General features: G+C 65.4%; 14 protein-coding genes. 5 read left to right on the forward strand and 9 right to left on the reverse strand.

The genetic code is table 11. From position 1 onward, the window contains the following. Positions 1-189 precede the first annotated feature (189 nt). The 4 genes from GON09_RS19640 to GON09_RS19655 form a co-directional block, all read right to left on the reverse strand. Complete coding sequence (locus GON09_RS19640; RefSeq protein ID WP_213933277.1) at positions 190-810, reverse strand: class I SAM-dependent methyltransferase; 621 nt, start codon at positions 808-810, stop codon at positions 190-192. Between the two features lie 181 nt (positions 811-991). Then, complete coding sequence (locus tag GON09_RS19645) at positions 992-1,831, reverse strand: mycofactocin-coupled SDR family oxidoreductase (RefSeq protein ID WP_213933278.1); 840 nt, start codon at positions 1,829-1,831, stop codon at positions 992-994. A gap of 60 nt (positions 1,832-1,891) precedes the next feature. Next, the gene (locus GON09_RS19650) at positions 1,892-3,175 is read right to left on the reverse strand and encodes a cytochrome P450 (protein WP_213933279.1); all 1,284 of its coding nucleotides are present in this window, start codon (positions 3,173-3,175) and stop codon (positions 1,892-1,894) included. A gap of 4 nt (positions 3,176-3,179) precedes the next feature. Continuing rightward, on the reverse strand, positions 3,180-3,419 hold the full coding sequence (locus GON09_RS19655) for a ferredoxin (RefSeq protein WP_213933280.1): 240 nt from the start codon (positions 3,417-3,419) through the stop codon (positions 3,180-3,182). Between the two features lie 137 nt (positions 3,420-3,556). On the opposite strand from GON09_RS19655, the gene GON09_RS19660 reads away from it, so the two are divergent. Further along, positions 3,557-4,165, forward strand: coding sequence for a TetR family transcriptional regulator (locus GON09_RS19660; protein WP_213933281.1), 609 nt, complete (start codon positions 3,557-3,559; stop codon positions 4,163-4,165). 21 nt (positions 4,166-4,186) lie between these two features. Here GON09_RS19660 and GON09_RS19665 read toward each other — a convergent pair whose 3' ends face one another. Beyond that, on the reverse strand, positions 4,187-4,801 hold the full coding sequence (locus tag GON09_RS19665; RefSeq protein ID WP_213933282.1) for a dihydrofolate reductase family protein: 615 nt from the start codon (positions 4,799-4,801) through the stop codon (positions 4,187-4,189). 131 nt (positions 4,802-4,932) lie between these two features. On the opposite strand from GON09_RS19665, the gene GON09_RS19670 reads away from it, so the two are divergent. Then, positions 4,933-5,349 (forward strand): VOC family protein, encoded by a 417-nt coding sequence (locus GON09_RS19670; protein ID WP_213933283.1) that lies wholly within the window; start codon positions 4,933-4,935, stop codon positions 5,347-5,349. On the opposite strand, the gene GON09_RS19675 is transcribed toward GON09_RS19670, so the two are convergent. The 3 genes from GON09_RS19675 to GON09_RS19685 form a co-directional block, all read right to left on the reverse strand. Beyond that, on the reverse strand, positions 5,331-6,767 hold the full coding sequence (locus GON09_RS19675) for an amino acid permease (RefSeq protein ID WP_213933284.1): 1,437 nt from the start codon (positions 6,765-6,767) through the stop codon (positions 5,331-5,333). The two genes, GON09_RS19670 and GON09_RS19675, sit on opposite strands and share 19 nt — an antisense overlap. Beyond that, on the reverse strand, positions 6,760-8,013 hold the full coding sequence (locus tag GON09_RS19680; RefSeq protein WP_213933285.1) for a Glu/Leu/Phe/Val dehydrogenase dimerization domain-containing protein: 1,254 nt from the start codon (positions 8,011-8,013) through the stop codon (positions 6,760-6,762). The genes GON09_RS19675 and GON09_RS19680 overlap by 8 nt, the downstream gene beginning before the upstream one ends. Before the next feature lie 141 nt (positions 8,014-8,154). Next, positions 8,155-8,664: an Lrp/AsnC family transcriptional regulator gene (locus tag GON09_RS19685; RefSeq protein WP_016932974.1), complete on the reverse strand. Its 510-nt coding sequence runs from the start codon at positions 8,662-8,664 to the stop codon at positions 8,155-8,157. 186 nt (positions 8,665-8,850) lie between these two features. On the opposite strand from GON09_RS19685, the gene hppD reads away from it, so the two are divergent. Further along, positions 8,851-10,056, forward strand: coding sequence for a 4-hydroxyphenylpyruvate dioxygenase (gene hppD, locus GON09_RS19690; RefSeq protein WP_213933286.1), 1,206 nt, complete (start codon positions 8,851-8,853; stop codon positions 10,054-10,056). A gap of 8 nt (positions 10,057-10,064) precedes the next feature. Here the strand turns inward: hppD and GON09_RS19695 are convergent, their stop codons facing one another. Continuing rightward, positions 10,065-10,505, reverse strand: coding sequence for an SRPBCC family protein (locus GON09_RS19695; RefSeq protein WP_213933287.1), 441 nt, complete (start codon positions 10,503-10,505; stop codon positions 10,065-10,067). Positions 10,506-10,657: 152 nt separating this feature from the next. Here GON09_RS19695 and GON09_RS19700 point away from each other — a divergent pair, with 152 nt between their 5' ends. After that, positions 10,658-11,785 carry an NDMA-dependent alcohol dehydrogenase gene (locus tag GON09_RS19700; protein WP_213933288.1) on the forward strand — a complete coding sequence of 376 codons (1,128 nt, stop codon included), beginning with the start codon at positions 10,658-10,660 and terminating at the stop codon, positions 11,783-11,785. Between the two features lie 47 nt (positions 11,786-11,832). Further along, complete coding sequence (locus GON09_RS19705; RefSeq protein ID WP_213933289.1) at positions 11,833-12,459, forward strand: TetR/AcrR family transcriptional regulator; 627 nt, start codon at positions 11,833-11,835, stop codon at positions 12,457-12,459. The last annotated feature ends 80 nt before the right edge of the window (positions 12,460-12,539 follow it).

The raw sequence follows: 12,539 nt of genomic DNA on the forward strand, positions 1-12,539 counted from the left end.
TAGGCGCTGCATTCTTCACCGCGAGTCCTGTTGCCGGCCGTGGCTGTTCGATGGGGTCTACCAGGTCTTCGTCCTCGCTGAGAAGGTGTCATAGCCTCTACCTCGGTGGCCCGGTCCCAGTCGGCTGACGACCGGACGAAGAGTCGAAGGTGGCTAAGAGCGCCGGAGTGGTTTGCTGAACAAACCCGGCTACCGGGTGGCCTCAGCGACTCCCAGCGACAGCGCGCCGAAGAATTTCGGTGTCTTCTCCTCGTAGAAGGTGTCGAGTTCGCGGATGTCGAAACCCGCGCCGCGGATGAGGTCGGGAATGCGTCGTGTCAGATGGCAACCACCCGCGACCCGCTTCTGGATCGGTTCGAGTCGGTGCTGCCACCGTCGGACGCTCTCGTCCGGGGCGAGCCCGTGCTCGACGAAGTTCAGTGTGCCGCCCGGTTTGAGGACGCGCCGAACCTCGCGCAGGGCCGCGTCGGCATCCGGGATGGTGCACAGGGTCCAGGTCGTCAGTGCGCTGTCGAAGATGTTGTCCTCGAACGGAAGTGATTGTCCGTCGAGACCGGATCGCTCAATGTGGACGGGCGAATCCTCGATGCGTGAACGGGCGAGTTTCCATCCGAGATCGGCGGGTTCGACGGCGCTGACCGACTCGACGGTAGTGGGGTAGTAGGGAACGTTGAGACCCGATCCGAACCCGATCTCGACGACGCGGCCGCTCAGGCCGGCGCACACTCGTTTCCGGTTCGCTTCGGTGAACGACGGCGCACAGGCGATGTTCACCAGTCGCGGTACGACGTGATCGTTGTAGAGGCCCATGGCAGTCCTTTCGCCTCGTGGCGTACTGATCTGCTCGATCAATCATGCCACTTGCCCCGCCGAACGGAACCCCCCGATTCGTACAGGTGCGGTGCTCGCCGGCCGTCGCTTCGACCGAGGAGGAACAGGGTGTGCCGAGTGGGTTTACAGGAGGAACTCGCTCGGCACACCCGTCACGCCCCTATTTCAGCGTGCTGCCGGCATCGACGGTGAGCGTGAGTCCGGTGACGTAGCGGGCTTCGTCCGACGCCAGGAACAGGACGGCATTGCTGATGTCCTCCGGCTCCACCCAACCGACGGGCAGGACGTGCATGAACTGCGTGGCCACCTTCATGTCCTCCGGCCCGGGATTCTCGAGGTCGGGCCGGAACATCTTCATGGCACCCTCGTTCATGAACATCGGTGTGTTCACGTTGGTGGGATGTACGGTGTTGACCCGGATGGAATGCTGTCCCAGTTCGACGGCGAAGGTGCGCATCATGCCGACCACCCCGTGTTTCGCGGAGATGTACGGGCCCATGGTGGGATAGGCCTTCAGGCCGCCGACCGAACTGGTCAGGACGATCGACCCACCGTTCCCACCCGCGATCATGTGCGGCACTCCGGCTTTGATCGACTTCCACACACCCGACAGGTTGATGTCGAGCATCTCCTGCCAATCGAATTCGTCCGTCTCGTGCAGCATCGCCCCACCGGTGCCGATACCGGCATTGGCGACGATGATGTCGAGACGTCCCAGTTGCTCGACACCGTTGTCGACTGCGGCCTTCACCGCGTCGAAGTCGCGCACGTCGACCTGGGCCGTGACGATCCGCCGATTCAGACTCTTGACGGCTTCGACGGTTTCGGCCATATCCTCCGGGGTGGACGGTTCGATCTGCGCGTTCTCCCGGATCGGCCCGCAGATGTCGAGCGCGATGATGTCGGCACCCTCCTGCGCCAGCCGGATCGCATGGCTGCGTCCCTGCCCGCGTGCGGCTCCCGTGATGAAAGCGACCTTACCTTCGACTCTTCCTGCCATTGAACACCTCTCACTTCGTGCATCGTCCCGTCGGGCGATGCAGAGCCATGGGATTGCCGGTTACGTCGTGCTGCGGGTGAACTCGATGTGGAGGTCGACGAGCCCGCGCAGAAGGAAGGTGGGCTCGTAGGCGAACACGCGGTCGTCCTCCGGGCCGTGCGCGCGTTCGCTGAGACGAATGTCCTCCATCCGATCGAGCAGGCGGTTGAGCGTGACGTGTCCTTCGATGCGTGCGAGCGGTGCACCGGCACAGGTGTGCAGCCCGCGTCCGAACGCGATGTGATCGTGCGAGTTCCTGCGATCGAGCCGGAACTCGTTCGGCTCATCGAATTTACGCGGATCCCGGTTGGCGGCAGCGAGGCTCAGCATCACGACGGTCCCGGCCGGCACCTCGACGTCGCCGATCGTCGTGGTCTTGCGGGCGAGGCGGAAGTCCACCTTCGTGGGGCTGTCGAAGCGCAGCGATTCCTCCATGAACGGTTTGATGAGGTTGCGATCCTCGCGCAGGATCTTCTGGTACTCGGGACGTTCGCAGAGCACCCGCAACGACGAGCTGAGGAGTTTCGTCACCGTTTCCTGGCCGGCGGCGAACAGGAACGTCGCGGGGCGGACGACCTCGAGGAGCTCGGGTGTCGAGCCGTCCGGATAGGTCGCGGCGGCCAGCCCACTGAGGATGTCGTTGCGGGGTTCGCGACGACGGTCGGCGAGATACTTCTCGAAACGGCCGTCGAGGAATTCGAGGGGATTGATCCCGACGGGTTCGTGGTCGAGCGCGCCGACCCGGGTGCCGGGCCGTTCACCTGCGCCGAGCACCCACCGGAACTCCTCACGGTCCTCCTCCGGAACACCGAGCAGGTCGGTGATCGCCATGGTGGCGAACGGTTTTGCGTAATCACCCAGGAACTCGCAGCGACCCTCGTCGATGAACTCGTCGAGGACGTCGTCGGCCAAGCCCCAGAGATACTCCTCGTTCTCTTTCAGTCGTTTCGGGGTGAGGAGACGTCCGAGCAGCGACCGGGCACGCGTGTGGTCGGGCGGGTCCATCGTCACCATGTGCTCGAAGATCGGGAACTGGTGACGATGGGCCTCGATCTGTTCGGTGATGTCGTCGCCTTCGGGCTCGAAGGGCAACGGCGGGAACGGACCTCCGATCGAATTGACCGCGGACAGTGCCTCGCTGTTCTTGAACCCTTCGACCACCTCGTGATAGCCGGTGACGACCACGACCCCGTAGTGGGGTTCCCGATGCACCGGGTTGTGACTGCGCATGTGGTCGAAGTATTCGAACGGACTCTGGGCGATCTCTCCGTCGGTGAAATAGTCGGCTGATGCGAGATCGGTCATCGGATCACTGACCTTTCGGGGAAGGTTGGGCGGAGGGGGAGGTCTCGACGATGCCGATGGCCTGCCGGGGGCAGGCGCCGGCGGCGGAATGGGCCTTGGGCCAGAGGCTTTCCGGTGGGTTCTCGTCGCAGGTCGCGATGTCGTCGTCGGGGAGGTCGAAGATCTCGGGTGCGATCTCGATGCACAACGCGTGTGCTTCGCACAGATCCCGATCGATGTACAGGCGCTTCGGTGATCCCGTCATCGGCGCTCCAAGAGGGGGATGTGGGCTCGAACGGTGGCGGCGTGGCCGGGCCGGGTGGCCGCCACCGGGTAGGGTGTAACCGTGTTACTTAGGTCACGATAACGCGGTTACCGGTTGACGGCAAGGATGTTTTCGGAATGAGTGGTATCGCTATCCCGAACGAAGCGGACGAGGCGCGGGCACGCCTGCTCGAGACCGTCGTCGAACTCCTGGAGGAGGGTGGCTACGACGCCGTCCAGCTGCGCGAGGTCGCACGTCGCACCCGCATGTCACTGTCCACCGTCTACAAACGGTTTGCGACACGCGAGGAACTGATCCTTGCTGCCATCGAGCACTGGATGAAGGAGAACCACGCCGGCCTCGTCGAGCAGCCGCGCGCACCGGGTGAGCGCCTGCACCCGGCGATGATGCGAGTCATCCGCGCCATCTTCGAACCGTGGGAGAAGAACCCCGCGATGCTCCTCGCCTACTTCCGGGTGAGGACGGCCCCGGGATGGGAAGGTCTGCATACGCAGGGCTTCGACGCGGTGGTGCCCGTCGGCATGGCAGTCCTGGAGGATGTCGACCCCGGCTTCGTCGACGAGATGATGTCGATCTTGTCGAGCGTCGTCTTCGGGCTCGTCGGCCGGTGCCTCGAAGGGCAGATCGAGCTCGCCGACATCCTGCCGACGATCGATCGCGCGGTGTACTGGCTGACCACCGGATACGAGGCCACGCACGGCGAGGGACGCGGCCAGGATTCCTAGCCGCGTCCCGTGGTCGTCGGGTCACTCCACTTCGGCGAGTCCGTACTCGGGTCGGCCGGTCGGCCGGTACACCGTGATGACGACACCGGACGAGGTGGCACGCGATTCGACGAGATCCAATTTCGTGTCGCGACCCCCGATCGGGAACAGTCGCCGACCCTGCCCGAGGACGACGGGGAATGTGATGAGTCGGTACTCGTCGACCAGGTCGTGCTCGAAAAGGGTGTGGACGAGGCGGATGCTGCCGTGCACCTGCAATTCCCGTCCGGGCCGCTTCTTCAGTTCCGCGATCGCGGACGGGACGTCGCCCTCGAGGACGGTCGTATTCTGCCACTTCGGGTCGGTGAGCGTCGTGGACGCGACGTATTTCGGCAGGGTGTTGAGCGCACGGGCGACCGGGTCGTCGGGATCGGTCGAGTTCGGCCACGACGCAGCAAAGACGTCGTAGGTGTTCCGGCCCAGAAGGAACGCATCGACCTGCGAGAACACCTCGTCGATGAATTTGCCGGTGTCCTCGTCGAACAATGGCACCACCCAGCCGCCGCGATCGAAGCCGTCGCTGCGATCCTCGTCGGGGCCACCCGGCCCCTGGGCAACACCGTCGGCCGATACGAAGGTCGTCACCGTGAGTTTCATCGTCGTCCCCTTTCGAAGGTCGTCGACGAATACCGACCCGGGGATCTCGGAGAACTCATCGCTTGCATCCCTCGGACACGGAAGGTATCTCTGAACGCAGCGTCGCGTGTCGATGACGGACTGCGTCAGGCATGGAGGCGCAGGACCTCGAGGAGTTCTCCTTGACCATCTCGTTCAACCACACCATCGTCGCGGCAGACGACAAGCAGCATTCGGCCTATTTCCTCACGACCCTGTTCGGTCTGCCCGACCCTGTCCCCGCCGGGCACTTCCTCGCCGTCGAACTCGCCAACGGCGTCACCCTCGACTTCGCCGAGCCGCCGCCGGACGTGGAGTACCCGCCGCAGCACTACGCGTTCCTGGTGTCGGAGGAGGAGTTCGACGAGATCTACGCTCGGATTCTCGAACAGAAGATCGAACACTGGGCCGATCCTCGGCAGTCGGCGCACGGCATCAACAGGAACGACGGGGGTCGAGGAACCTACTTCCTCGACCCCGCCGGTCACTTCATGGAGATCATCACGCGCCCCTACGGTTGGCGCCCCTGAATCGTCTCGGCCTGAATCGTCTCGGCCGCAGCGCGTCGCCGTGCCAGTACCGTGCAGGTACCCGCGATCGCTGCGGTCAGCGCGCCGGTCGCGAGCAGCTGAGTGCGCGCGGCAGGGTCGAACAGTGCGAGCACCGCGATACCGGCGAGCAGGCCGAGCGTCGCGTACGACAGGTACGGGAAGCCCCACATCTTCAGCGGCAGTGCGTCCTCGGTGCCGTTGCGTCGTGCGCGACGGCGGAGTACGAGGTGCGAGACCGCGACGAACGTCCACAGCACCAGGATGGTGGAGCCGACGGCGTTGAGGAGCAGAGGCAGCACCTTGTCGGGGTAGAGATAGTTCAGGCCGACCGTGACGAAACCGAAGGCCACCGAGGCGAGCACCGCGTTGCGCGGAACTCCGTTGGAGGACAGTCGCCCGAAGGCGGGATGTGCGGACCCGCGATGTGACAGCGAGAAGATCATCCGCGAGGCGCTGAACAGCATCGCGTTGAGCGACGAAAGCAGTGCGACCACGACGATCACCGTCATCACGGCGGCGGCACCCGGAACGGCGCCGGCCTGCAGCACGGCGACGAACGGACCCGTCGCAAGATCCTCGGAGGTCCACGGCAGGATCGTCACCATCACGAGCACCGACCCGATGTAGAACACGAGGATGCGCCACACCAGGGTGCGCACCGCGCGGCCCACGTTGCGGCGGGGATCGGCGGTCTCTGCGGCGGCGATCGCGATGATCTCGGTGCCACCGAACGCGAACACCACGATGAGCAGGCCGGCTGCGATACCGGCGATACCGGTGGGAGCGAACCCGCCGTGTGCCGTGAGGTTCGCGAAACCGGTCGTCTCGAAGGTGGGCATCCATCCGGCGATCATCGCGACACCGATCACCAGGAAGGCGAGGATCGCGACGATCTTGATTGCGGCGAACCAGAATTCGACCTCGCCGAAGCGGCGCACGCCGACGAGGTTCACGCCCGTCAGCACGACCATGTAGAACAGCGCGGACGCCCACTGGGGAATCCCGGGCAGTGCCACCGCGGTGATCGCGGCAGCACCGGTGGCCTCCGCAGCGATCACGATGATGACCTGGACCCAGTACAACCACCCGATGGTCCGGCCCGCCACAGGACCCAGGGCGTTCTCGGTGTGCTCGGAGAACGCACCGCTGGCGGGGTTGGCCGCGGCCATCTCACCCATCATGTGCATCACGAACACGACGAGAACGGCCGCCACCAGGAACGAGATCAGGATCGCCGGGCCGGCGACGGCGATGCCCGCCCCCGACCCGACGAACAGGCCGGCCCCGATGGCACCGCCGAGGCTCATCATGACGAGCTGGCGGGGCCGCATGGCGCGATGCAGACCGGCGGTGCTCTGGGCACCGGTGGTGGTCGCGGGAGCCAGGGTTTCAGTCATCGATGCGCTCCCCGGCCGGGACCAGCTGGTCGAGTGCGATCTCGAAGGCCGTCGCGGCGAGTCCGGTGAGCTCGGCCGACCGGTCGTGGCACCGGCGCAGAGCCGTCTCGATGGTGGTGGACACATCGCCGAAGATCGCGGCGTCGGAGACCTCCACGTCGCCTTCCATGAGCTGGGCGAAGGCGCGGGCCATACCGCAGTTGGCGATGAAGTCGGGGATCACGGCGACGGACTTGTCGGCGTGCTCGTAGGTGGGGCCGTAGAAGATCTCGTCGTCGGCGAACGGGACGTTGGCGCCGGAGGCGATCGTCTCGAGTCCCGCAGCGACCATGCGGTCGACTTGTTCGCGGGTGACGAGTCGGCTTGCGGCGCAGGGCAGGAAGATCTCGGCTCCGAGATCCCAGATGCGGGCGTTCACCTCGTCGAAGGGAAGCATGCGGTCGCTGCGCAGGGCGTTGCCGTCGCGCTCGAGCAGCAGGGTGCGGATCTCGTCGAAGGAGAGTCCCTCGGGTTCGAGGATGCCGCCGTCGCGGTCGATGATGCCCACGATCGACGCGCCGGCCTGGGCGAGATAGTAGGCAGCGGCGGCGCCGACATTGCCCCAGCCCTGCACGACCACACGCTTGCCCGCGAGGTCGCTGCCCCGGTAGACGAGCTGGTGGTGACGGACCGACTCGGCAACACCGTAACCGGTGATCAGATCGGCGACAGTGTATTTCGTGCTGGTGGCCGGAGTGAACCGCGCGTCCTCGACAACCTTCGCGACGCCGAGCCGCAGCTGGCCCACCCGCTGGATCCGTTGGCGCTCGTCCTTGCCGAAGTGTCCGTTGACGACACCTTCCTGCGGGTGCCACAGGCCGTTGGCCTCGGTGAGCGGAACGACCTCGTTCATCTCGTCGACGTTGAGGTCGCCGCCGGTGCCGTAGTACGCCCGCAGCAGGGGAGTGACGGCCGCGAACCAGCGGCGCAGCACACCCTCCTTACGGGGGTCGGACGGATCGAAATCGATGCCGGACTTGGCGCCGCCGATCGCAGGTCCGGAGACGGTGAACTTGATCTCCATGGTCTTCGCCAGCGACTCCACCTCGCGCCGGTCGAGACCGCGGCGCATGCGGGTGCCGCCACCGGCTGCACCGCCCCGCAGGGAGTTGATGACGACCCAGCCCCGGGCGGTGGTCTCGGTGTCGTGCCACTCGAAGACGATCTCGGGGGCTTTTTCTTCGAATCGCGTCAGCAGGTTCTTCATGGCGAACGACTGTGACGGCAGTAACAAATCCCGCGCAACTGTGGCTCGGTGAACTGTGCAGCGTGCGGAGGGTCCGAATGCCCGAGGCGCATTTTTCTGTGCAATCCGGCTAGTCGGAACCGGATTGTGGGCGTGATCGGCTCAGCGCCGGTAGGCCGGTGCCTTCGCGGATCGTTCGGGCTGGAGGGTGCGGAGCAGCGGCATCGCCCGATAGTGCACGACTTCCGACAACACCATCACGCTCGTCGACCGCGCGACGATCGAGGAGCGGTTCAGTTCGATGAGGGTTTGCTGGAGACCGAGATGCGATTCGGCCCCGATGCGGCACAGGACGTCGCCTGCGCCGGTGGTGGCGAATGCTTCGAGCACCCCCGGGATGCGTTCGAGGACCTCGGTGACATCTTCGAGAGCGCCCTGCACGATCTCCATCGTCACGAACGCTTGGACGTCGAAACCTGCTGCGGCAAGGTTGATTCGGGGTTCGTAGCCGGCAATCACACCGGTGTCCTCGAGGCGTCGCAGGCGTGCCGAGACGGTGGCACGCGCGACCTTCAGGCGACGGGACAGCTCGAGCGCGCCGACCTTCGGGTCGGCATGCAGAGCCTCGAGGAGAGCGAAATCCAATTCGTCCAGCTGCACGGGCTCGCGCATCGCGCTTCCTTCCCATCGAGCGTCGAAAACTAGCCCGATTGTATAGGTGAGCCCGAGGATTCCGACGAATTCGAGTCAGTCGGACCAGTTGCTGAAGGCGACGTTGCGTCCCACCGGCGGGTGGGTTTCTCCTGGTGACACACGACACAACGACTGCGCCGCAGTGAGCGGCAGGAGGTTGCAGCCATGACTCTGGAATACACCCTGACCGACAGCGAACGCCTCGCTCAGCTCGACGCCGAGGAGCTCCAGCGCCTCGTCGGTCTCGTGGAGTACGACAGCGAACGGGATCCGTTCCCGGTGAGCGGCTGGGACGCTGTGGTGTGGGTGGTCGGCAACGCCACGCAGACGGCGCACTACTTCCAGTCGGCCTACGGCATGGAACTCGTCGCCTATTCCGGACCCACCACCGGCAACCGCGACCATCACGCCTACGTACTGCGCAGCGGCGCCGTGCGATTCGTGATCAAGGGTGCGGTCGATCCGGACAGCCCGCTGATCGAGCATCATCGGCGGCACGGTGACGGTGTGGTCGACATCGCCCTGCAGGTGCCCGATGTCGACAAGTGCATCGAACACGCCCGGCGCCAGGGAGCGACCGTCCTCGAGGAGCCCTACGAGGTGAGCGACGAGAACGGTACCGTCCGCATCGGCGCCATCGCTACGTACGGCGACACGCGGCACACACTCGTCGACCGGTCGCGCTACAACGGCCCGTACCTGCCCGGCTACGTCGAGCGCACCTCGACCTACCGCAAGCGCGAGGGTGCGCCCAAGCGGATCTTCCAGGCGCTCGATCACGTCGTCGGCAACGTCGAACTCGGGCGCATGGACGAGTGGGTCGACTTCTACAACCGCGTCATGGGTTTCACGAACATGGCGGAGTTCATCGGCGACGATATCGCGACCGACTACTCGGCGCTCATGAGCAAGGTGGTGTGCAACGGCAACCACCGCGTGAAGTTTCCGCTCAACGAGCCCGCGATCGCAAAGAAGCGTTCGCAGATCGACGAATATCTCGACTTCTACCGCGGACCGGGCGCACAGCATCTCGCCCTGGCCACCAACGACATCCTCACCGCGGTCGATTCGCTGCGAGAAGAGGGCGTGGAGTTCCTCGCGACTCCCGATGCGTACTACGACGATCCGGAGTTGCGTGCCCGTATCGGAGAGGTCCGGGTGCCGATCGAGGAGCTGAAGAGGCGAGGCATCCTGGTCGACCGTGACGAGGACGGCTATCTGCTGCAGATCTTCACGAAGCCCGTCGGCGACCGTCCGACGGTGTTCTTCGAACTGATCGAGCGGCACGGCTCGCTCGGCTTCGGCAAGGGCAACTTCAAGGCGCTGTTCGAGGCGATCGAGCGGGAGCAGGCCGCGCGCGGCAACTTCTGAGTCCGGTCCTAGACGAGCTGACCGAGCCGCGTGCGCAGCGCGTGCTCGGTCTGCCGGATCGCCGTCCCCACAACAGGTTCGATGAGCAGGCCGAGTGTGTGGCCGGCGATCCCGCCGGGCAGTCGGTAGCCGAAGTCGACGTCGAGTCGCGTCGCGTCGCCGAGGTCGGTGAAGGTCCACGACGACGCGGCGCGGAATCCGGCGATCGAGTCGAGGACGATCGTGCGGTTGCGTTCCCAATCGACGACTTCCACGCGCGAGTCGAAATCCTTGGGGCCGATCCGCATGGTCGAGTCGTAGACGGCACCGAGGCCGGAGACCTGCCCGCCCACGGGTTGGAAGCGAGCCACTCCGAACATCCAGTCGGGCACGTTCCGATAGTCGTCGACATAGGAGAACGCGAGGTCGACGGGGATGTCTGCGACGGCGCTGTGGCGGACGTGAATCATGGCAGGAGCCCTTCACGAGAAGTTGTCTGTTACCGACTGTAGCGGGTAACTCTCCGATTCGGAAGGTGTAGCCGAGCCGTTGCTCTAACGTCCGATAAGTGTTTGAATGCCGTGATGCACGTCACACTACACGTTCGGCTCAGGAGGCTCGGGTGAAGACGAAGGCAGCAGTCGTCAAGGGAATCAACCAGCCGTGGGAGATCGAGGAGATCGATCTCGGCGATCCCGTCGCAGGTGAGGTGCAGATCCGTCTCGCGGCTTCGGGTCTGTGCCATTCCGACGAGCATCTGCGTTCGGGTGCGACGCCGCTGCCGTCCTTTCCGGTCCTCGGTGGTCACGAAGGCGCCGGCGTGGTTACCAAGGTCGGTCCGGGTGTAAGGGGCCTGAAGGAAGGCGACCATGTCGTCCTCGCGTTCATCCCGGCCTGTGGCCGCTGTCGGTCCTGCGCGAAGGGCCTGCAGAACATCTGCGACGAGGGCGCCGGCCTGCTCACCGGTCAGGCCATCTCCGACAAGACCTACCGCGCGACCTTGAACGGCGATCCGGTGCTGCAGATGTGCCTGCTCGGCACGTTCGCGCCGTACGTCACCGTCAATGAAGCATCGGTCATCAAGATCGAGAAGGACATCCCACTCGAGAAGGCCGCCCTGCTCGGGTGCGGCGTCGCGACCGGCTGGGGTTCGGCCACGGAGATCGGCGGCACCAAGCTCGGAGACACCGTCGTGGTCATCGGTGTCGGCGGTGTCGGCATCAACTCCGTGCAGGGCGCGGCGCACGCCGGCGCGCGGTTCGTCGTCGCGATCGACCCCGTCGAATTCAAGCGACAGAAGGCCAAGGAGTTCGGCGCCACGCACGTATTCGCGTCGATCGAGGAGGCCGCGCCGGCGATCGGCGAGATCACCTGGGGGCAGATGGCCAACGTCACCGTCATCACCGTCGGTGAGATCACCGGCGACATCATCGGTCCCGCACTCGGTCTCACGGCCAAGGGTGGGCAGGTCGTCGTCGTGGGCATGGGCCATGCCACCGACTCGCAGGTGACGATGAGCCTGTTCGAGCTGACGCTGCTGCAGAAGCGCTTGCAGGGGGCCATCTTCGGTGGCACCGGCCCGCGCTCGCAGATCCCCAAGCTGCTCGAGCTGTACCGGAACGGGCAGCTCGATCTCGACAACCTCGTCACCAAGACCTACAAGCTCGAGGACATCAACGAGGGTTACGCCGACATGCACGCCGGCAGGAACCTCCGCGGTCTCGTCCTCTACGGCGAGGACGATTACTGATCCTTCGGTGACCGACGTCGCCGGAACCGTCCCTTACGGTGTTGACCATGGACACGCGTGAGGATTCGGTTTCCGGCGACGTCGGCGCTTGGCGGCACTATGGGCCGACCAGCCTTCCCAAGCCGCTCACCGCTGCGCTCGAGGCGTTCGCCGAGCGTGGCTACGACGGCACGTCGATCCGGGAGATCGCATCACGCTCCGGTCTGTCGGTGCCCGGGCTGTACCACCACTACCCGTCGAAGCAGGCGCTGCTGGTCTCGCTCACCACCACCGTGCTGCGCGACCTGCTCGCCCGCAGCAGGCAGGCCCTCGCCGAGGCCGGACCCACCCCGTCCGAACGGTTCGACGCGGTCGTCGAGTCGCTGCTGCGTTTCCACATGTTCCGCCGCGACCAGGCGTTCGTGGCATCGACCGAAATGCGCAGCATGGAACCCGAGGCCCGCCAGGCCTTCGTCGCGCTGCGCGACGAGCAGCAGCGCATGATCGACGAGATCGTCGAGGCCGGCGTCGGTGACGGCACCTTCTCGACGCCCTTCCCGAAGGACGCCAGCCGCGCGGTGACGACGATGTGCGTCGCGGTGGCGAGCTGGTACCGGCCCGACGGTTCGTTGTCTCCCGACGAGATCGTGCGCCGATACCTGCAGGTCGCGCGGAATGCGGTCGGCGCGGCGTAGTCGAGCACCCTTCCGGGCTTGACCCGATCGCGGGAATATGCCACGGTGAAGTCGACCGAGCGATCGATCGGTCGGTACGG

This window comes from Rhodococcus sp. B50 (assembly GCF_013602415.1).
GTDB lineage: Bacteria > Actinomycetota > Actinomycetes > Mycobacteriales > Mycobacteriaceae > Rhodococcus.

Bases quoted from the DNA above. Each gene is read 5' to 3' on its own strand.
- GON09_RS19660 (WP_213933281.1), top strand. From the start codon at position 3,557: ATGAGTGGTATCGCTATCCCGAACGAAGCGGACGAGGCGCGGGCACGC.
- GON09_RS19665 (WP_213933282.1), bottom strand. From the start codon at position 4,801: ATGAAACTCACGGTGACGACCTTCGTATCGGCCGACGGTGTTGCCCAG.
- GON09_RS19640 (WP_213933277.1), bottom strand. From the start codon at position 810: ATGGGCCTCTACAACGATCACGTCGTACCGCGACTGGTGAACATCGCC.
- GON09_RS19685 (WP_016932974.1), bottom strand. From the start codon at position 8,664: ATGCGCGAGCCCGTGCAGCTGGACGAATTGGATTTCGCTCTCCTCGAG.
- GON09_RS19680 (WP_213933285.1), bottom strand. From the start codon at position 8,013: ATGAAGAACCTGCTGACGCGATTCGAAGAAAAAGCCCCCGAGATCGTC.
- GON09_RS19670 (WP_213933283.1), top strand. From the start codon at position 4,933: ATGGAGGCGCAGGACCTCGAGGAGTTCTCCTTGACCATCTCGTTCAAC.
- GON09_RS19695 (WP_213933287.1), bottom strand. From the start codon at position 10,505: ATGATTCACGTCCGCCACAGCGCCGTCGCAGACATCCCCGTCGACCTC.
- GON09_RS19655 (WP_213933280.1), bottom strand. From the start codon at position 3,419: ATGACGGGATCACCGAAGCGCCTGTACATCGATCGGGATCTGTGCGAA.
- GON09_RS19645 (WP_213933278.1), bottom strand. From the start codon at position 1,831: ATGGCAGGAAGAGTCGAAGGTAAGGTCGCTTTCATCACGGGAGCCGCA.
- GON09_RS19705 (WP_213933289.1), top strand. From the start codon at position 11,833: ATGGACACGCGTGAGGATTCGGTTTCCGGCGACGTCGGCGCTTGGCGG.
- hppD (WP_213933286.1), top strand. From the start codon at position 8,851: ATGACTCTGGAATACACCCTGACCGACAGCGAACGCCTCGCTCAGCTC.
- GON09_RS19675 (WP_213933284.1), bottom strand. From the start codon at position 6,767: ATGACTGAAACCCTGGCTCCCGCGACCACCACCGGTGCCCAGAGCACC.
- GON09_RS19650 (WP_213933279.1), bottom strand. From the start codon at position 3,175: ATGACCGATCTCGCATCAGCCGACTATTTCACCGACGGAGAGATCGCC.